Annotated in this window: 19 protein-coding genes and 5 pseudogenes; 11 read left to right on the forward strand and 13 right to left on the reverse strand. The window is 39.2% G+C overall.

Annotation, left to right across the window (positions count from 1 at the left end):
• Nucleotides 1–25 precede the first annotated feature (25 nt).
• The 3 genes and pseudogenes from BFW96_RS12355 to BFW96_RS21150 all read left to right on the forward strand — a co-directional run.
• On the forward strand, nucleotides 26–1,282 hold the full coding sequence (locus BFW96_RS12355) for an MFS transporter (protein ID WP_069839562.1): 1,257 nt from the start codon (nucleotides 26–28) through the stop codon (nucleotides 1,280–1,282).
• Entirely contained in the window at nucleotides 1,275–2,774 is a 1,500-nt protein-coding gene (locus BFW96_RS12360; protein WP_069839563.1) for a glycoside hydrolase family 32 protein, read from the forward strand. The genes BFW96_RS12355 and BFW96_RS12360 overlap by 8 nt, the downstream gene beginning before the upstream one ends.
• A gap of 110 nt (nucleotides 2,775–2,884) precedes the next feature.
• A pseudogene (locus BFW96_RS21150) lies at nucleotides 2,885–3,010 on the forward strand (acetyltransferase); the annotation flags it as partial.
• Between the two features lie 250 nt (nucleotides 3,011–3,260).
• Here BFW96_RS21150 and BFW96_RS12365 read toward each other — a convergent pair.
• The 5 genes from BFW96_RS12365 to aadK all read right to left on the reverse strand — a co-directional run bounded on the left by BFW96_RS12365 (nucleotide 3,261) and on the right by aadK (nucleotide 6,686).
• Entirely contained in the window at nucleotides 3,261–3,827 is a 567-nt protein-coding gene (locus tag BFW96_RS12365; protein ID WP_069839564.1) for a cysteine hydrolase family protein, read from the reverse strand.
• 230 nt (nucleotides 3,828–4,057) lie between these two features.
• Nucleotides 4,058–4,429 carry a YrdB family protein gene (locus BFW96_RS12370; protein WP_083252885.1) on the reverse strand — a complete coding sequence of 124 codons (372 nt, stop codon included), beginning with the start codon at nucleotides 4,427–4,429 and terminating at the stop codon, nucleotides 4,058–4,060.
• 45 nt (nucleotides 4,430–4,474) lie between these two features.
• Entirely contained in the window at nucleotides 4,475–4,630 is a 156-nt protein-coding gene (locus tag BFW96_RS21725) for a hypothetical protein (RefSeq protein WP_014664730.1), read from the reverse strand.
• Between the two features lie 411 nt (nucleotides 4,631–5,041).
• The gene (locus tag BFW96_RS12375) at nucleotides 5,042–5,545 is read right to left on the reverse strand and encodes a DinB family protein (protein ID WP_014664731.1); all 504 of its coding nucleotides are present in this window, start codon (nucleotides 5,543–5,545) and stop codon (nucleotides 5,042–5,044) included.
• Nucleotides 5,546–5,831: 286 nt separating this feature from the next.
• Nucleotides 5,832–6,686, reverse strand: a complete 855-nt coding sequence (gene aadK / locus BFW96_RS12380; protein ID WP_069839566.1) for an aminoglycoside 6-adenylyltransferase AadK — start codon at nucleotides 6,684–6,686, stop codon at nucleotides 5,832–5,834.
• Nucleotides 6,687–6,929: 243 nt separating this feature from the next.
• On the opposite strand from aadK, the pseudogene BFW96_RS21515 reads away from it, so the two are divergent.
• The 4 genes and pseudogenes from BFW96_RS21515 to BFW96_RS12395 all read left to right on the forward strand — a co-directional run.
• Nucleotides 6,930–7,040, forward strand: a pseudogene (locus BFW96_RS21515) (LysR family transcriptional regulator); the annotation flags it as partial.
• Nucleotides 7,041–7,140: 100 nt separating this feature from the next.
• Nucleotides 7,141–8,184, forward strand: coding sequence for a nitronate monooxygenase (locus BFW96_RS12385; RefSeq protein WP_069839567.1), 1,044 nt, complete (start codon nucleotides 7,141–7,143; stop codon nucleotides 8,182–8,184).
• A gap of 331 nt (nucleotides 8,185–8,515) precedes the next feature.
• Nucleotides 8,516–9,312 (forward strand): annotated as a pseudogene (gene murI, locus BFW96_RS12390) (glutamate racemase).
• Between the two features lie 394 nt (nucleotides 9,313–9,706).
• Nucleotides 9,707–10,414, forward strand: coding sequence for a YrpD family protein (locus BFW96_RS12395; RefSeq protein WP_069839568.1), 708 nt, complete (start codon nucleotides 9,707–9,709; stop codon nucleotides 10,412–10,414).
• Nucleotides 10,415–10,813: 399 nt separating this feature from the next.
• On the opposite strand, the gene BFW96_RS12400 is transcribed toward BFW96_RS12395, so the two are convergent.
• From BFW96_RS12400 to csn, 5 genes and pseudogenes are all read right to left on the reverse strand, one after another.
• Nucleotides 10,814–12,223 (reverse strand): MDR family MFS transporter, encoded by a 1,410-nt coding sequence (locus BFW96_RS12400; protein WP_069839569.1) that lies wholly within the window; start codon nucleotides 12,221–12,223, stop codon nucleotides 10,814–10,816.
• A 151-nt stretch (nucleotides 12,224–12,374) separates the two neighbouring features.
• The gene (locus BFW96_RS12405; RefSeq protein ID WP_038829673.1) at nucleotides 12,375–12,842 is read right to left on the reverse strand and encodes a MarR family winged helix-turn-helix transcriptional regulator; all 468 of its coding nucleotides are present in this window, start codon (nucleotides 12,840–12,842) and stop codon (nucleotides 12,375–12,377) included.
• A gap of 304 nt (nucleotides 12,843–13,146) precedes the next feature.
• On the reverse strand, nucleotides 13,147–13,899 hold the full coding sequence (locus BFW96_RS12410; RefSeq protein WP_069839570.1) for a metal-binding protein ZinT: 753 nt from the start codon (nucleotides 13,897–13,899) through the stop codon (nucleotides 13,147–13,149).
• Between the two features lie 153 nt (nucleotides 13,900–14,052).
• Nucleotides 14,053–14,295, reverse strand: a pseudogene (locus BFW96_RS12415) (sigma factor-like helix-turn-helix DNA-binding protein); the annotation flags it as partial.
• A 195-nt stretch (nucleotides 14,296–14,490) separates the two neighbouring features.
• A complete protein-coding gene (csn, locus tag BFW96_RS12420) occupies nucleotides 14,491–15,327 on the reverse strand; it encodes a chitosanase (protein WP_069839571.1) in 837 nt (278 codons plus the stop codon).
• 444 nt (nucleotides 15,328–15,771) lie between these two features.
• Here csn and BFW96_RS12425 point away from each other — a divergent pair.
• Together BFW96_RS12425 and BFW96_RS12430 are read left to right on the forward strand one after the other, a co-directional pair.
• Nucleotides 15,772–15,965 (forward strand): annotated as a pseudogene (locus BFW96_RS12425) (hypothetical protein).
• Nucleotides 15,966–16,101: 136 nt separating this feature from the next.
• Nucleotides 16,102–16,914 (forward strand): alpha/beta hydrolase, encoded by an 813-nt coding sequence (locus tag BFW96_RS12430; protein ID WP_069839572.1) that lies wholly within the window; start codon nucleotides 16,102–16,104, stop codon nucleotides 16,912–16,914.
• 287 nt (nucleotides 16,915–17,201) lie between these two features.
• On the opposite strand, the gene BFW96_RS12435 is transcribed toward BFW96_RS12430, so the two are convergent.
• From BFW96_RS12435 to BFW96_RS12445, 3 genes are all read right to left on the reverse strand, one after another.
• Nucleotides 17,202–17,558 (reverse strand): SH3 domain-containing protein, encoded by a 357-nt coding sequence (locus BFW96_RS12435; RefSeq protein ID WP_069839573.1) that lies wholly within the window; start codon nucleotides 17,556–17,558, stop codon nucleotides 17,202–17,204.
• A gap of 51 nt (nucleotides 17,559–17,609) precedes the next feature.
• On the reverse strand, nucleotides 17,610–17,969 hold the full coding sequence (locus BFW96_RS12440) for an SH3 domain-containing protein (protein ID WP_069839574.1): 360 nt from the start codon (nucleotides 17,967–17,969) through the stop codon (nucleotides 17,610–17,612).
• 449 nt (nucleotides 17,970–18,418) lie between these two features.
• Nucleotides 18,419–18,805 (reverse strand): VOC family protein, encoded by a 387-nt coding sequence (locus BFW96_RS12445; protein WP_069839575.1) that lies wholly within the window; start codon nucleotides 18,803–18,805, stop codon nucleotides 18,419–18,421.
• 285 nt (nucleotides 18,806–19,090) lie between these two features.
• On the opposite strand from BFW96_RS12445, the gene BFW96_RS12450 reads away from it, so the two are divergent.
• On the forward strand, nucleotides 19,091–19,336 hold the full coding sequence (locus BFW96_RS12450; RefSeq protein WP_014477469.1) for a hypothetical protein: 246 nt from the start codon (nucleotides 19,091–19,093) through the stop codon (nucleotides 19,334–19,336).
• A 17-nt stretch (nucleotides 19,337–19,353) separates the two neighbouring features.
• Nucleotides 19,354–19,722 (forward strand): spore coat protein, encoded by a 369-nt coding sequence (locus tag BFW96_RS12455; RefSeq protein WP_069839576.1) that lies wholly within the window; start codon nucleotides 19,354–19,356, stop codon nucleotides 19,720–19,722.
• Nucleotides 19,723–19,730: the final 8 nt, after the last annotated feature.

Here is a 19,730-nt window from a genome sequence, read left to right on the forward strand (position 1 = left end):
ATGTCGGGTTAAAGGAGCTGTAGAAATGAAAGGCTCAAAAAGTCTGTATTGGAAACTGAGTGCTTATCTCTTCTTTTTCTTTTTCACATGGTCTTCCAGCTACTCTTTGTTTGCGATTTGGTTGGGACAGGAAGTCAAATTGAATGGGTCGGCGACTGGGATTATCTTTTCTGTAAACGCTATCTTTACATTGTGCATGCAGCCTTTGTACGGCTTTATCTCTGATAAACTTGGGCTGAAGAAAAACATATTATTTATCATTAGTGTACTTATCGTTTTTACCGGCCCGTTTTATATCTTTATCTACGGACCTCTTTTACAATATGATGTCTTCCTTGGCGCTATTGTCGGCGGTATTTATCTAGGAACTGCTTTTCTTGCGGGAGTTGGCGCTATTGAAACCTATATTGAAAAGGTCAGCCGAAAATATCAATTCGAATACGGCAAGACAAGGATGTGGGGTTCACTCGGCTGGGCGGTAGCAACTTTTTTTGCAGGACAGCTGTTCAATATCAATCCGAATATCAATTTCTGGATTGCTTCCCTTTCAGCAGTCATATTGGTGGCCATTATTATGTCCATAAAAATTGAGATGACGGATTATGATAAGAAAAGAGCGGATTCGATCCGGTTAAAAGACGTAGGAGGACTCTTTCTATTAAAAGACTTTTGGTTTTTAATGTTGTACGTAATCGGGGTGACATGCGTGTACGGCGTCTATGATCAGCAATTCCCGATTTACTACGCTTCTTTATTTCCCACATCGGCTATGGGGAATCAGATATTTGGATATTTAAACTCATTTCAAGTATTTATTGAGGCAGGTATGTTGTTTCTGGCCCCCTTTATCGTTAATAAACTTGGCCCTAAAAAAAGCTTGATTCTCGCGGGGTTTTTGATGTCTTTCCGTATTATTGGGTCTGGAATTGTCATCGGGCCGTTCGGAATTTCATCGATGAAACTAATTCATGCTTTAGAATTGCCAATCATGCTGATTGCGATTTTCAAATATTTAGCCGCGAATTTTGATACACGTCTTTCATCCGTTCTTTACCTTGTCGGCTTTCAATTTGCATCTCAAGTAGGTACATCGATTTTCTCTCCGATTGCGGGTGGTTTATACGATAGTATAGGGTTCCGTCACACATATCTTTTCATGGGAACTGTGGCTTTGTGCTTCACAATTATTTCAATTTTCACTTTATTAGATTCGAAGAAAGGTATTGGATATGCTTCACCTTTTCAAAAAAACAGATATAGAGAGGATGTCACAAATGGATAGAATCAAACAGGCAGAAGAAGCGTTGAAAAAAGCGGAGGAAAAGATGAACACTCGTTATCGATTAGGGTATCATATTATGCCTCGGGCAAACTGGATAAATGACCCGAACGGTCTTATACACTATAAAGGAGAATACCATGTTTTTTATCAGCATCATCCGTATGATGAGAATTGGGCACAAATGCATTGGGGCCATGTAAAAAGCAAGGATCTCATTCATTGGGAACATCTCCCGGTCGCTTTAGCTCCCGGTGACTCTTTTGATAAAAGCGGCTGTTTCTCAGGAAGCGCAGTAGATTATAACGGAAAACTTGCTTTAATTTATACAGGGCATAATGTGATAGATCAAGAGAAAGACATTTTCTATCAAAATCAAAATATCGCTGTCAGTCAAGACGGGATCGTGTTTGAAAAGCTTCAGGAAAACCCTGTCATTGCGAAGCCGCCGGCAGACAGCTCCCGCCATTTCCGCGACCCCAAAGTATGGAAGGATCGTAACAGCTGGTATATGGTAGTCGGAAATTCAACGAAAGAAAACGTCGGACGAGTTATTTTATACCGCTCGCCTAATTTGCGAGATTGGGAATACAAAGGTGTTCTTGCCCAAAGTGATGGAAATCTCGGCTATATGTGGGAATGTCCTGACTTCTTCGAATTGGGCGGCAAACATGTCTTGCTGATATCTCCGCAGGGCATTGAGGCAGACGGTGATTTATATAATAATTTGCATCAAACCGGCTATTTAATCGGAGAATATAATGGTGAAACAAACAAATTTGTGTACGGTGCTTTTACAGAGCTGGATCACGGCCATGACTTCTATGCTGTACAAACGTTATTAGATGATAAAGGACGCAGAATTGCCATCGGCTGGATGGATATGTGGGAGTCCGAGATGCCAACAAAAGCAGATGGATGGTGCGGTGCTTTGACATTACCGAGAGAATTAACATTGCGGGATGATCATAAAATTTTGATGAATCCAGTGGAAGAAACTAAGTTGTTGCGAAAATCAAAACATCTGGACTGTGCTAATCAGTTGATTTCAGAGAATTACCTGGCAAAAACAGCCGAAGAGCTTCTTGAAATTCAAGTTGTGTATGACTTAACAGATTGCAGTGCCGAATCAGTAGGGCTGAAAATTCGCGGCCTTGAAGAAGAAGAAACGGCTATCAAATACAGCATAACTGATCATAAGCTCTCACTCGATTGCTCTAAGATGGGGAAACCGCGAGACAGTGTGAGACATGCGCCGCTAGAAGCAAATGGAAAGCTGACACTGCGTGTATTTGTTGACAGATCCTCGATCGAAGTATTCGCAAACCACGGAGAAATAACGATGACTAGCCGCATTTACCCGAAAAAAGATCGATTGGGCATTGAGCTTTTTTCTGAGAAAGGCGCTGTAAGGGTTGAGGAATTCACTTATTGGACTTTAAAAGACATCTGGAAGGAAAATGAATCACTTGAAGAAAATATTTTGCATCGGTAAAACACTGATTGATTTCATTCCAGAGCTTTATTTCGGCTAGGAAAGAAATCAAAGAAAAATAAAAACCTAAAAATCCTTCACTCCTATGAATTGGAGGAAGTTCAGTCATGAATCCAGGAGTTACGATAGATAACAATGTGGTTATTGCTGCTGGTTCTGTTGTTGCTAAAAATGTGCCAGATAATGTTGTGGTTGGGGGCAATCCTGCTAAATTAATTAAACATCTCGAATTATAATACACTAGCGTTTCGATCCATAAAGGAGTTTGATCCTTAAATCAGTAAGGCTTTATTTTGTTTCATCAGCTGAAACATCTAAAATGAGGTAACTGAATGTACCCCTCCCCTTCTGCTACAGAAGGGGTTTAATTGTCCTAGCCATCCCATATATCTTAATGAATGAGCCAATCAAGGCGAAGGGCAGGCTATTTGTGCAGCGCCCTTCCTATTGGAAAGGCGCCTGCCGCTTTATTATTAAATGTTTTCATCAGTGAGTTTTTATAAAATCATTTATTAATTGATCAGTTGTTACTATTGTGGCAAATTCATCATGCAATGTAGCTAGAGATATATTATGAATAGTCGCCGCATCATAATATGTACCATTTTGGTCTCTCATTCCGAAGGCTGCTGTTGCATCTGAAATCAGGTATGTATCAAACCCCAAATTACCACTCATTCTTGTGGTTGTTGATACACAGTGAGGCGTGGTTAAACCAGTTATTACTACAGTTGTTATTCCATTTAATTTTAAGAATTCTTCTAAATTCGTACCAATAAAGCTGCTATTTACTTTCTTGGTTATAATGACTTCTTCATCCATAGGCTTAACTATTTCCTTTATAACAAACCCTTCATTCTCTGGATGGAATAAAGAATGAGGTTTATCAGAAGTGTGTTGTATGTATATGACTGTCCATCCTTTTTCTCTCCATAATTTCAGTATTTTACTAATGTTTTCTTCCGCCTTTACGTTATTTCGTTCCCCCCATTTTTTATCATCGAAGGCTTTTTGTACATCCACAATGATTAAAGCTTTTTTCTTTTCTTCCACAAGATACCCTCCTACGCAGAATTTCTATTTATTACTACATTTTAAATACAAATTTTACTTTTGTACAATTGTTTAATGATGAATTTCAAATGAGCGCCTTCCTTATTGGAAAATGCGTTCTAAACTGCAACTGTGTCCAAGCCATTAACCGCCAATAATCTAATCTGGGAACCACTGAATCGACAGCGAATAAGAAAAAGCACTCTCATAAGGAGTGCTGAAATGAAAGACTATTGATTTAGAAGCCATTTGATACGCTCAGCTGAAATGATGTAGTGCAGTATGATAAGACATAAAAAGATAATGCCCACTGGTTTTAAGTGACTAAAATAAAGCGCTGCAACAGCCATTGCAAAGATCAATAATTCAATAACTAACCTTGTTATCCCGTTCACAGGTATTACAGTTTGTCCACTTCGACTAGGATCATGAGGTACTGCAAATACAGACCAGACAATCATAACTGCAATAGGTAAAACCAAAGTGAAAACATATTTAAAATAACCATTAAAGCTTAACCAAGCAAACACCCCTATGGAGATTAGTGCAGCGATTTCAAGGATGAATCTTAAAAGTAAATTAGCCTGATTCAGTTTTTCCAACTCCTCTATTAAAAACACCCCCGTAGGAGATGCTCTTTCTCTCCTTTATTTCAGTGTATAAAAACTTTTCTGTTCTTCCTCTTTAGATTCAATTGTGGTTTTCGGCGAGGTTACCTCCATTTTTGAAGAGATGATACCGACTGCTGCAGTTACCAATGCTCCGATTAATAGAACGATGATAAGTATAATGAAATATGACAACTTTCCCCCTCCTATCCAGTTAATTATCCAAATAATCAGGAGGTTGTCTACGATTTGCAGAATTTGTCGAACGAAGTAATGACTATGTTGACCTCGCTTCTCGCTGGGAGGCTTTACTCATTGTATGAATTTAGGTGGTGACGCGGTAATAACCTGCCTTCCAACATCATATCGGGCAGTTAAAAAAAGACATGGATTTTGTTAGAGGAATCTATAGAGCTATGCGTATCTAGAAGATTTGACAGCATGAAAAATCATACCTACATCATTGGTGCGGAAGGTCATTGTTATTTGAAGCGTTTGGAAAATATCGTTGATAAACGCACAAAAAAAGAACATGTTTTGAAAAGAGAATGATCAAAACATCTTCTAATATGTTGTCATAGCGTAACTTTTTTATAAAAAGTTTGATTACATTTTCGGGGCTTCCAAACCAAATTTTGTCCATTCTTCTTTTGCTGGACCATAAATACCTGGAACAGTTAAACCTGCTTGTCTCATGAGAACAGTCATTTGTCCTCGATGGTGATTTTGATGTTGAATCAAAAACATCAAAAGTGAACCGTTAGGCATTTGTTGTCCAATAAAGTTGATATTTTCTTGAAGTGTATGGTCAGTCCATTGGGTTTTTAATGCCTGTACAAATGCATTACTGGCTTGATGATAGCTGTCAGCAATAAACTGAGCAGAAGTTGGAACAGGATAATCCTCAGCTGGGGCTTGGAACGTTAAGTCTGTGTTTGAGGTAATGATGCGAATGGCAGCAACGGTATGCCAAGCAATACGGCCTAGAGTCCAATTTTGTGAAGTTATTTCTTGTTTAAGTGATTCATCAGTCAGACTATTTAATAGTTTCTGTGTAGCATCTGCTTCGAACTCCCAAGATTTCAAAAAATGCTCTAAGGTTTGAAACACAAAAATCCTCCTTTTTATTCTTTTGTTTTTTCTATATCTATAGGTTTATTATAATGCACCATTTCGTTAAAAAGAACAAAAATTTTACAAGCGTGCTGCCTAGTAAATGAATCACTGAAAAACTCCATGCTTACACTAACATGCTGATAAGCTCGTGAATGCATATATCCATTATTAATGGAAAGTATAGTATGAGTGAAATAAAAACAGGAACTGATGATAATCATACTGCAATTCTACATATCAGCCAGAATCAAACATCATATGAAGACGATCTATATTCTTATCACTTTACTGAGCAATAAATACCTTCCGTATACTTAGTGATACCTTCATCGTAATCAGGATACTTATATGCAAGACTTTCTGATACAGCTTTTGAATACTTTCTAAATAATGCATAGCAAGTAAATAAAGACTTCCACATTTCTTGATACCCACTCATAGAATAGGTAGACATGAGTTCTTCCCATTCTTTATTTGAAAGGTAACGTTTCATAAACTTATAGTTCTTCCCCATACTAAATGAATACCCTTGCTGGGATGCGATATGCCAAGCCATCATTCTCAATAGATTAGGACGGACGATTTCATTTAAATGATCAATGGCAAAAAGGATTTCATTTCTTGCTAATCCTTTGACTACGTAAGTCGAAACCATCCAGAACTCATTACAGCAATCATCAAATTCCCTTGCAGTCGGTTTTTTCGTCCAATATTGGCGGTCATTTGGGGTCACTTCATAGCTGATGAACGTATCCTTATCGAGCAAGACCTTAACCAAACCATCGTTATTAGCAAAATAATCTTCTGCTTCACGAATTGGAATAAGGGTTAGATCTACTTTGTTGCCATCCTCAAAAAGAATAATGTATGAAAACCAATTACCTAATTCGGGAGGGAAAAGCTCCATATCTTCGGGTTTTTGCATCATAATACGCTTCCCAAAGATTTCAAGCCACTGATCATTTTCTTTAAAAGATTCTATATCAGTTACAAAATAAGAAATGTCATAATCTTGGAAGTTGTCGGGGCGAATATGTTTGTTTGTACGTGACCCTTCTAAAGTGACCAATCGGATTCTCTCATCGTTCAAAGCAAAGTCTAAAAACATGTCCATCATTTCCTGTTCACTTCGCATTGCATGTATTCCTCCGTTTCAGACTTTTCTTTATACAGCCTAACATCTAACTCTAAAACCGAATATTGATTTTATTATGAAATAAAGATTTTTCATTATCAATGGATGTCATCCATATCGCCGTGTTATTTTTGTGCACGTCATATAGATTTTTTTACTCTTGAATGAAATAACCTTATGTATATGACCCACGCACGAAATGATTTATTCTTCTAAGCTTTAGTTTACATGAAGTTCTCTTATTATTCTTTCGTATCAACCATGTTTATCAGGCGAAAAGACAATTCCATTACCCCTGCTTTAACTGCTTTTTTAACGAATATGAGAGATCATTTTCAGAAAAACATTGGTTGACAAAAAGAAGGAAAACGATATATTTAAGCGAATACGAGTTTTTGAGGAAAATGAGAAATGACACTTTTTCAAAAGTCATGTCTTAACGGGGGGATTCGGTATGAATGAATTTATGAAGAAGCTTTCCTTAACAAAACCGATTATTCAAGCTCCAATGGCTGGCGGCATTACAAAGCCGCAACTGGCATCTGCTGTTTCAAATCAAGGGGCTCTTGGTAGTTTAGCATCGGGGTACCTTAAGCCAGAACTGCTAGAACAACAAATAAAAGAAATGTTTGAGCTGACAGACGCTCCTTTTCAAATTAATGTGTTTGTTCCGCTAGGTCTAGAAATGCCGCCAGAAGACCAGGTTAAAAAGTGGAAAGAAAACATACCGTTAGCGAATCAAGTAAATCAATTCACACCTGTGCAAGAAGAGTGGGATGATTTCTATCAAAAAATTGATATGATTTTAAGATACAAGGTAAAGGCTTGCTCATTCACTTTTGATCTGCCTCCGGAAGACGCAGTCAAGGAGCTAAAAACTGCTGGATGCTGTTTAATTGGAACCGCTTCAACAGTGGAAGAAGCATTGTTAATGGAGGAACGGGGAATGGATATCGTCGTCCTTCAAGGAAGCGAAGCCGGTGGACATCGCGGAGCATTTTTACCTTCCAAAGGTGAATCTGCCATAGGTTTAATGGCTCTGATTCCACAAGCAGCAGATGCATTGAGTGTACCTGTCATAGCTGCTGGGGGAATTATAGACCACAGAGGAGTAAAAGCAGCTTTAACTCTTGGAGCCCAAGGCGTTCAAATTGGGTCTGCCTTTTTAATTTGTCACGAGAGCAGCGCACATCCAGTGCATAAACAGAAAATACGAGAGGCAAACGAAGCAGATACAAAGCTTACGAAACTATTTTCAGGTAAAGAGGCCAGAGGAATCGTAAATAAATGGATGGAAGAAAAAGAACAGTATGAGACACAAACCCTTCCGTATCCTTATCAAAATACACTAACAAAGGCAATGAGACAGCAGGCTTCACTTCAAAATAACCATGATCAGATGTCTTTATGGGCAGGTCAAGGGATACGATCATTAACTGAGGAAATGTCGGTTAAGCAGCTTTTACATAAGCTTTGCCCAGAGGATATAAAAATATAAGTGCAGCTCATTGTTTGGATAGAGCCAACAAGCAAACTCCGACAGGCAGTTTGCTTTTTTTTGTGATTTCACACCCTGAACCGTAAAATCATCCAGAATCTAGCCCAGAATCCGAAAACTTGACTGGTTGGTGCGATCTTGATGTTTTCGCCACATTTACATCACCAAGTTTTCACTATTGGTCTTCTCTCTCTTCTCAAGAGTTGCTGCCTATTCAAAAAATCGATAGCCCCCATATTTAACTCGAATATTAAAATCAGCCTTTTTCATTTGATTCAAATGATATGAAGTCATATGATAAAAAAAGATTAGATAGAAAGCGTGAAAAGTTATGAAAATAGGTTTCTTTGATTCTGGAATAGGTGGAATGACTGTATTGTATGAGGCCATAAAAGTTCTTCCTTATGAAGATTACATTTTTTATGCGGACACTTTACATGTTCCATACGGTGAAAAATCAAAGATAGAAGTGAAGAATATATTTTTAATGCAGTTGAATTTCTAGCCAGTCAAAATATCAAAGCTCTTGTTATTGCATGTAATACAGCTACTAGCATTGCTGTAGAAGATCTTCGGAGAAATTTCGACTTTCCGATAATCGGAATAGAGCCTGCTGTAAAACCTGCTATAAAAAACTGTGAGGAGGAAAGGAAAAGAGTTCTCGTAGTTGCTACTCATTTGACGCTTAAAGAAGAGAAATTTCATCATCTAGTAAAAGAAGTTGATCACCATGACCTTGTTGATTGCTTAGCTCTTCCAGGGCTGGTTGAATTTGCTGAGAACTTTGATTTTAATGAAGACAAGATCATTAAATATCTAAAGAATGAACTATCTTCTTTTGATTTGAAACAATACGGAACCATTGTGTTAGGATGCACTCATTTTCCGTTTTTCAAAAACAGTTTTGAAAAACTGTTTGGAAAAAAAGTTGATATTATTTCAGGCAGCGTCGGTACTGCAAAACAGTTGAAGAAAATACTTGCAGAGCGTAACCAGCTTGGTAAAGGATCGGGCTCAATCACCTTTTTCAATTCAGGCCATAAAGTCGATGACCACGAAATCGTATTAAAGTACAAAACATTGTTTGAAATATTAGATGAAAATCAAAGGAGTCATGTTGGACATTGAATGTAAGGGCTCCTGGTTATAAACAATGCAAATTATGGGTTTTCAGTAAATGTACAAAATGATAGAGGCAGTCTTCTGAGGGGAAATATGAACTAAGAAGTGGGCTTCAAAAGCCCACTTCATTACCCTTTTATGTTTATATTTTTCCCTCTCTTATCTCTCCCCCTTTTTTATATTGAATTTCTTTTAAGCACAAACACATTAGAAATTTATAGTTAAATGTACACTTCATAGGGCATTATTTGAGATTACGAATCAACCGTTTGCCAGATCTATAAAGTCATAATGTGTAAATTCTGTGTCTATTTGCATGTTCATTATGGAATTTTTTTCATAATGTTTTATAATACTAGATGATAGCGTTTTCTAATTATAATAATAGGGGGAGACAATGATGATGAAAAAAGGACTGCTTGCGGGTGTGCTTACGGCAACCGTGCTTTTTGGCACATGTGCAGTAGATGTGCCAGGTATTATTAGCCCAAAAACCGCAGAAGCTGCATCACAGCTAACTGATGGAATCGGCGGGAGGGCTTACTTGAACAGCACCGGTGCCATTCTTGTTACGAAAATCCAGCTTCCTAGCTCCGTTCAAGTTTCAAATGGGACAGCCTACATCTACTCTGGCTTTAGCGGAGGCACAGAATCCGATATCGGGCTTCAGTACAGTGCAAAATATAATGTATGGAAACCATATATGAAAGTTGGTTCAAAAGGACAGGATCAGGTTCAGTACCTCGAAGGTGGAAGCCAATTCACGAATACGAAAGGTTTCCGTCCAGGCAGCACCGTACAACTTACCATCTACAAAAATCTTAACGGCAATACCCGCGCTACCTACTGGGGCACGAACAATGCGGGATACAATGGCCGCCTCATTTCAGAAATCAGCAAAACAAATGTCGGCTCCATCTCGAAGTGGAAAGCGCTCGCTACAGTTGCAACAACAGGGTCACGCCAATCTATCAAATCAAATTTTTCAACATCTTTTACAAACATCACCATCGACAACAAAGCAATAACACCTGTGATTGATACTCAAGACTTTGCTAAAGTAACAGTCTCAGGCAACAGTGTCAGTTTGTCCGTTGTGAAAAACTAAAACATGTCGAGCAACCAGTGCGGCAATTGGCTTAAAAGGGGTTTAAAAAGCCCTTTTTTCATTTCAATTTAACAGTTAGCTTTGGTAAGCAGCCCGCCCGGTAGCCAAGACAGCTAACTGTTTGTACAGCAAAAACCGCTTCAACTTATTAAGGTCGAAGGCGGTTCTTTTTAAAACGAATCACTTGTCTGTATTCTCCTTCTTTTCAGCTACTTACTACGTGATAAGCGCGAAAAATTAAGGCTCCCCTTTGCCGCTCTCTTAAAGGATAGGGCATCTCTTCTAATATATGTTCTTTAGCTTCCCCTCTGATTTCCGCTGTACTAGTAAAGCACAGAGTTTTTTTAGTTCCCGATTGATACAAGTATAAAAATCCAATAATCACCAATTCTCATTTGCTTATTTAGCTTTTTTATGTGTGAGGAATAGACTTGGGATGAAGATTACAGCAAGGACAATGGTGGATACTAAGAACCCAGCATGGTAACCTTTTAAGCCATTCGCAATCGTTGGTTGTAATCCTTGCATGACAGTTGCGACCACAGTGGCGATAACAGCCGTACCAAAGCTCGAACCGAGATTTTCAATAATATGAATACCGACACCTGCTTCTGGAAGCTGTTTGCTGCCAAGCCCTGTATAAGCATTACTCGTCAATGGAAGCATAATTCCTCCAAAACTGGTCCCACGGATGAATAATATGATGGAAATCCAAATCATACTCGTTTTATCGGTGATAAAGATAAGTGGAATAGACCCGATAAGCGAAAGAACAAGACTGGCCATAACGACGTATTTCGCACCGATCCGATCAATCATTTTTCCAATCATTGGCCGAGTAACAAGCATCCCGACTCCTTGGGGGATTAATGCTAGCGCAGCTTCGATTGCCGTGAAATGACGGAAGTTTTGAAAGAACAATGGAAGTATTAACATGGGTCCCATGACGGCAATATTCGCTAATAATAACCCGACGCTGGATGCTAAGAAGTTTTTGTGTGCAAACAAATTTATGGGGAGTACGGTTTGATTTTTTCTGATTCGGTTATATACGATGTAAATTACAGCTAAAGCGAGGCCGATGCCCGCCCATAGGATTGTTTCGCTATTGTTAAATGATGCATGGTCCGCTGCTTTCGTAATTCCGTATATCATTGCTGCACTCATTAAGGATAAATTGATAATTCCAAAAATATCAAGTTTGCTATTTTTGTTGAATGGCTCAAAGTCTGGAAGAGTTTTCATCATCAGTGGTGCAGCAATCAAAACGATGAACACGTTGATGAAGAAAATCCAATGCCATGATGTAGCTTGGACGATGAAGCCCCCGATTACAGGTCCTAAGATTGGGCCCAAAATCATTGGTGTGCTGACAATAGCCATCACTTTCCCTATATGTTCTCGGCCTGCTGTTTTAACCAATAGCGTTGACATAAGCGGGGTAATAATTCCAGCGCTAAACCCTTGAAGTAAACGGAATAAGATAAAGCTAGAAATATTCCAACTAACCCCAGCAAAAACAGAAGTTACACCAAAGGCGATGACTGCACCGATTAAGATTTTCTTTCCGTTAAATTTGTTCATAAGCCAGCCGGATACAGGAACTGCAATAGCAAGGGCTAAAACATAACCTGTAATGGACCATTGAATGGTATCCAACGTCGTGCTGAAATCTTTATTTAATTTGTCAATGGCGATGTTTACCATAGTTGAATCAAGCATTGGAGCAATTGCTCCAAGTGCAATTGCCCAGGCAGCCGAGAGAATTTCTTTCGATAAGCCTGATTTCTTTATTTGATCTTTTGACATATTATTCTCCTCTCAGAAACCATTTTGTTTCTCTGTCAACAAAAAGATAGCACCATATTGTTTCCTTGTCAACAAAATTAAGAATAAAAAAAGACAGCCCTTTCACAATAGAGTTGGGCTGACTTTGGTTTCTTTATTCTATTTATCCGATCTAATTAACAGCTATTCCCTGTTTCTTTATTTCAGTATCCAAATGCCTGCTGTACTTTTCCACGAAGCTAAGCATACTGTCAAATTGTTCTTCGGTAACTTGTTCAAAAACGACTTTGTCCCGTTCTCGAAACTCTTTATGGAGTTCCTCATGGATGTTATAAATTACTTTGCCTTGCGCAGTAAGCCTAAAATAAATTTCTTTTTTATTATCCGGCTTCTGGTAGCTTTCAATAAGGTCTTTTTTTATCAGTTTCTTAGTTAATTTACTTATGGCACCTCTCGTCATATAAAGGGACTCCGCAAGTTTTCTCACATTGCTATCAGCATTTTTCCCAATGGATTCAATACAATGTACTTCAGAAGGCTTGTACCCCTTCAAACTGTCTTCCATCTTAGACTTATTAAGCAACACCATCTTGTTAAATAAGTCTCTGAAATTCAATATGAGCTGTTCTTCTTTGTTCATGGCCTGCCCTCCCACCAGTTGGTGCACTAGCAATATTATATTCATTTTTTGTTTCTATTTCAACAAAATGAGAAAATGATAACTAGTAACATCAGGGCAGTCCCTTGACTTTTAATTGGATGCTGTCGGGCTTATAGACCACCTTAATTTAGAAATCACCGTCGGCGGAGAGAAAAAACGCCAAAAACTAAAGAGGACAAAAAGCTGCTGGCGAAGGGTCAGCAGCTAATACAAGGGCGTATAAATATTTCATTCCATACTTTATGATAAAAGAACACCATACTTCATAGAATAAAATCATCATTTAATGAGCCATCATCTCATGGGCAATATCGTGCCCATCCATTTTTGACGGGTAGTAGGTAGGCCAGTTTTTGACTTCATCAAGTAAAGCTTCACGGTCGTCACCCCAATAGAGATGGTAATGACTAGCTTTAGTGGGATAAATACTATGATCGCTAAACTGGATATACTGAGGAAGCCCTTCCGCTTTTTTAGCTAGTTTGAATATGTATCTTACCCCCCTATTGCCCGCATCATATGTTAGAATTTCGTACCCGTCATACGTATACTTACCAGAATATTCTTTTCCATTTTTAAAGAAGGTTACAGTATCTTTGTGGATTACAATACGGTCAACATCTGTTTGATAACCTTTTTTATAATACTCTTTATATTCTTTAGCTGTCTTGTCGCCTTCGTGTTCTGATTTATATGAAAACACTTCGTCAAGAGTACCATCTTGCAGGTATGGAAATACAGATTGCCAATCTCCTTCCCAATCAGAAAGTGGGCGATCTTTTACTTGACTGTTTTTAAAATAGCCTTCATACATTTTTTCTGTTTCTTTATCATGCGCATGACTATGATCGTGAGAATGTTCATGTGTGTGACTTTCAGATGTGTGCTCTTGCGCTTTGGAAGAGTTTTCTTCAGCTGCTGAGGATGATGTTGTTTGATTAGACTCTTTAGATGAATCGGAAGTCTGACATCCTGCCAATACGAGTAATGAACCTATAGCTAATATACCTAACCTCTTTGCAAATAAAATCTTCATTCCAACACTCCTTTTTATTAAATCGAAAACATTACGATTTATATTATACATCTATCTCTTGCCTACATCAACGGGAACTTCATCTACCTATTTCAGAATCGTATCTGGCAGCGGATGGCCAATTTACATTAGAAAACTGACTTTGTTCATCAGTTATTCCTTTACAATACGAAAGTCTACGATATTTCCATATTGATCCGCTTCAATATGACAGCATCCCTCAAGCAGCTGTTTTCATTTTCCCCTTCCGCGCTGTACCCTTGATTTTGCTCCCGAGTAAGAAATGCCGAGCTTTTCACTCAGCTCTTTTTGTGATAACCCCTGATATTCAGTTAACTTGAGCGCCTCTCGATACTTTTCAGGCAACCGTTTGATGGTCGATTGAATACACACAGTATCTTTCCCGGACCTGGAGGAGAGACACCTGAAGCATACGCCTGGTGATACATTCATTACTTGATACTGACATTTTTTTAAAATATTTATGCTGAACGATCATATATAGGAAAGACAAGAGCTTGTTTGTCTCTTGTCTTTTTCACATCATGCGGAGAATGCAGCGGCAAGAAACGCTGCCGCTTTATTCAATGCTTATTTGATTACGAAATGACCGTACTCGTTTGAACGGACATGAATCGGCCCATTTAAATTGTAGTTGTTCTCCTTGGCGATAGAGCGAAGCACGTCCACACGGGCAACCGACTCTCTCCACTCGTCACGGGTGTCATGATTTGCCGGATTCATCAGATCGTCATAGCGTACGTCCAAGAATTTATTTAACCACTTCTTCTCGTCTATTCCGTCTTTTGGTGACCCGCCCGCTTTTTTGTTCGTACGTTTAATTAAAGCATAAAAGGAGTCAGGATCATCACCATCGCCATGCTGAATAACCGTATCGTACATTACAGCTCTTGCCAATGCTGTTTTTAGTCCGGCATTATCCGATCGTTTCATGGCAGGCTGATAATACAAACGGTCATTTACTTTGTCTTGGGCAGCGCGAAATTCCTTATCATTTGCAAGCGACTTCCAGGCAGAAGCGAAGCCCTTAAGATTGCTTATGTCATCGCTTTCTTCCTTGGCCAGACGGCGCAATTCAGGCAGGTACTTTTTCAGTTTGTTATTCGGAACTGCCTTTGTGTATTCTTCCACTACTTCCAATGCATCCCCGGTAGCCGTTGTAAAACCTGCCCGTCCGCATGTATAGCCTCGCCCGTCACCCAATGGCTCGACATATCCATATTGGATCTCCGTCGTGCCGTTTTCGAAGATACTTGTCAGCTGTTCCGCCCGGCGTTTTTGATCTTTATTCAGTCCCGCCGCAAAAACCGTTTCGCTCATCATCAAGGTAAAAAACATGGTGAAAACAAGTAATGAGATTGCTGCCTTTTTCCAGAAGTCCGCTTTTTTCTTCAAACTGATATTCATTTTATTGCCTCCTTCTAAATATTGTAAATCCAGACTTAGTATACATGAAGAAGCTGTCCTATTGTTGAAAATACATTGTTTTGTCAATATTTTGAATCCAAAGTAATATAACTTGCATCTTACTCTTTTCTTTGCCAATCAGTCTCAGCCCTTCTAACTTGGAAGGTCCCCTTTGATTTTCATACTGCTTCAACTTTCATTAACAAGATGCCATAAAGCTTTACTCTAATTTATAATGAAAATGATCATCGAAAATAGGTAAGGAGGTGATGTAAATGGCAAGCAAGATGAGAATGCCAGATTCCGCAACGTCCCATGCAAAGCCTATTATTGGGAAGGCGATACTTTGCATGGGGTAGACTTTCTAAAAGATCGCCCAAGTAAGCTTTTCTGATATAGTGGCTTTGCACCTTATTTAACATAAAAAATAAGGAGCTGGCAGAAATGGCATATGTAAAAGCAACCGCTATTTTACCTGAAAAGCTGATATCGGAAATTCAAAAGTATGTCCAAGGAGAAACAATATAGGAAACGCTTCTATTAAAAAAGCATTTAAAAACGGCAAAACCATTCATCAATTATGTGAGGAATATCACCTCTCTGGTGAAACAATAAAAAAAATTGTCTACTCTAAATAAACCAAACGGAAGCACTGATGAAATATAATCAGTGCTTTTTATATGGCGAGTTTGTTTCTTAGTTATTTCCTGCATATGATCCCATTGGCTCATTGTGTAAAGTTAAGGGAGATGAGAAGAAAGGAAGGTTTTACAAATGACGATAAACAATGGAACGTTGCAAGTACCCGGCGCCAACATCCACTATCAGGTGCGGGGCACAGGTCCAATCATTCTTTTGGTCCACGGCGGAGGCGGTGATGCCGACAAGTTCCATCATGTTGCCAATCATCTGGCTAACTGGTACACGGTTGTTACTTACGATCGCCGTGGCCATTCCCGCAGCAATCTCGCCCATCAGGTTGAGAATTACCGTGTGGAAACACACAGCGACGATGCTCACCGTCTTCTAGCCAAAATCACCACTAAGCCGGCCTATGTATTTGGAAGCAGCTCCGGTGCTGTTATAGGGCTTGATCTGTGCATACGCCACCCTGAACAAGTACGTGTCATGATCCCGCACGAACCAATCCTATTGCAGCTTCTGCATGGAAATGAGCTGAAACAAGCCGAGCAATTCATGGAGGACCTTAAGATAAATCATCGAGGTGAAGTCACGAAGTTAATAGCAAGATTAGAGACTGACGAACAATCAAAGAATGTCCTGACAAAACGGCTCCTCGGCAATTCAACGTATTTCACTGATTATGAAATTCAAGGAATTCTCAACTATACATTAGATATCGAAGCATTAAAAACTGTGTTTACATCTGCATCGGTGAAGATAATCCCAGCTGGCGGAAGTGCTTCACGGGAGCTTTTTCCTTATCGCTGCGCGAACGCCCTAGCAGAACACTTGGAAACAGAATTGGTTGAATTCCCCGGAAATCATACGGGGTACACCATGCATCATAAAGAATTTTCTGAGAGGTTACACGACATGTTAGAAAAAAGTAAACATACGGGTTAAGGATAGATTAAAATTTTCATAAAAGGACCAAGAGAACTTTTCAATAACGAGAACGGTAATGTGAGATGTTCCCTATCTTCATTTCGTATTTTAGAGCATTAAATACAACCCTAAAGCGGCTGGTTGTTTTGTCCTCACCAACAACCAGTGTCTAACATCATGAAGCTACTTTGAAAATCACCACAAATGCAGGAATAGAAGACGCAAGCATAGCAAAAACCATACCAACTATTGTGATTGGTATGGTTTCTCTCTGATAGACCCTTGAGAGGGAGATCCGTATATCGCTAGTTGCATTTGTAACCGACTGGGCCATCTGAGCCTGTGTACACATACGTGTCAGACACATATCCAATATTTACGATCCCCCGGGAATCTTTCCATTGGATTTGGTCCCAAATATTACTCGTTCCATACTTCCCAGTCACTGTTGTTCCATAAGCATAACAATAATAAGGAACACGGGAGCCACTCGGAATGGAAAGCATAATAGGATAATTTGTGCCTGGACCGCTGCGCATATTTACAGGCGCACCGCTGCTTGTTGAGACAGTAAAGTACTGAACGGCAAGCGCTTGACTGGAAAAAATGAATAATGATGCAATCATAACGGTTAACATACTGAGCTTTTTCAGTTTAGCCAATGTCATCCCTCTTTCTTCAATTTCTTCATTTTGAGAATCGATAGAACAATGCTACCAGCTGCATTTAGGAACAACCGGACCATCTGAGCCTGTATACATATAAGTATCAGAGACAAAACCAGGAACGATCTCGCCGCTTGCAAGCGTCCGCTCTGTGTAATTCCAAATATTACTCGTCCCATACTTTCCAGTTACAGTTGTACCGGTTTTGTAGCAATAGATCGGGATGCGGGTTCCGCTCGGGATGGTCGTTACAATTCCCCAACTTGTACCTGGGCCGCTGCGCATATTTACAGGCGCACCGCTGCTTGTTGAAACCGTATAATACTGAGCCGCAAGTGCATGACTAGAAAAAATGAACAATGATGCGATCATTACCATTAGCATACCTAGTCTCTTTAGCTTATTCATCTTATACCCTCCCCTTTAAATGCCGTACGTTTGACTTACTTTAATCCAGTTACAAGATCTACTTTCAGAAACATGCCCCCTCCCCTCCCATATATGTATCAATGTACCATAAACTAGATCTTTCAAAAGTGGAATTATTCCTATGTTTTCGACAATTAAAGATACAAAATAAATGGCAGTCAGGCTTGATATTAAGGACTTGGATCATGCGGTTCATTTCCACCAATTAACTCTATCCGTGTACTGCTGCCTTGTATCCGCGCTTTTCCTCGATTCGTGGATACTTCTCCTTTTTCATCTAATCAAAAACGAACACCAAACAAACCAGCGTAAATGCTGTAAGTTCAGTGTCCAAAGGGTGTTATGGCTTTGCTTTTTTTCTAGGGCGTAACTAAAAAGGATAAGGTGCGTTATCAAAAGCTGATTCTATCATTTTGCAAGTCGAAAAATTATAGCATTTTATATATTTCAATCAGGTTATGATCTGGATCTCTGAAGTGAGCAACTCGGGCACTCCATTCCTTGCGATCATGCGGTTTATTCACACATTTCACTCCTTTTTTGTGTAAATCGTCATACGTTTTGTCAACATCAGCTACCTTAAACTGAAGCAAAAATTTTGATTGAGCATCTCCTTCTAAAGATTGTTTTTCCTCTCCAACGATTTCAGCCATCGTTTCTCGAGATAATAGCTCTATTTTCGTTTCCCCATTATCAAAGAGTGCATATTCCATTTCATTCTCTAACCAACTTATCGGAAGTCCTAATGAATCTTTATAAAACTCGACGCTTTTCTTAAAATCGTTCACCAAAAGTCTAATTTGCAGCAGCTTCATATTATGTGCCTCCTATAAAAAATACTTTTTACTGGTCAACATTTTAATGATACAAAAAGAAACTTGACAGCATGATGTCAAGTTTCCATAAAAAACTTCACTCGTCTTTCAGGTTCAAAATATACTCACCATTTAAAGTGCAGTTTATTCCATGTCATGAGTAATGTACGCTAACGAGCAAAAACAGCGTTCCTACATAAACAAAAAATAATACCGAGTGTTCTTTCTGTATGCTTCAACTTCATTTTGGGAAATGTAACGTTGATAAAAGGAGGTTGCATCAATATGGATCATCAAACATTAGCAGCTCACGAAGCTGTAGACTTACATGAAATCGTGAACTTTAAAACACTTTGTATAGCGAAATCAAAGTTAATGCAAGGACTTGTGTTTGACCAAGAACTGAAGGACTTGATGCAAAAAGATGTGCAGCAATCCATTCAAGACCTTACTGAATTACAAGCGGTTTATGAGCGTGCCTCATTTCAGGCCCCTGTCCCTCAAAGCCGCCCAACGCCAATCATCAATTGAAAGGGAGGTAAGCCTCTTTGAATAATGATCATTTAGACCCCATTAATTCGCTGAATGTGCCTGAACTAGCAGACACTACATTCGCGATGGATTTTCTTATACGAGCTAAGGAAGGCGTACGGAATACTGCTGTAGCTTTGACAGAAACCGCTTCACCAGATGTAAGAGCCATGCTGCGAAAACAGCTGATGCAAGGAATTGCGATGCACCAAGAGATTACAGAACTGATGATCAGCAAAAAATGGTTCCATCCATATGAGCTGAGCGAACAGTATAAGCTGGATCAGCTCTCTGCAAAAAACACGATCATGGTCGGCAATATGAACCTCTTTCCTGATGAAACAAATCGAAAAGGGATGTTTGACCGGACACCTGATGAACACTAACACTGGAG

Origin of the sequence: Bacillus sp. F56, assembly GCF_001748205.1 — a bacterium.
Taxonomy (GTDB): Bacteria; Bacillota; Bacilli; order Bacillales; family Bacillaceae; genus Bacillus; species Bacillus stercoris.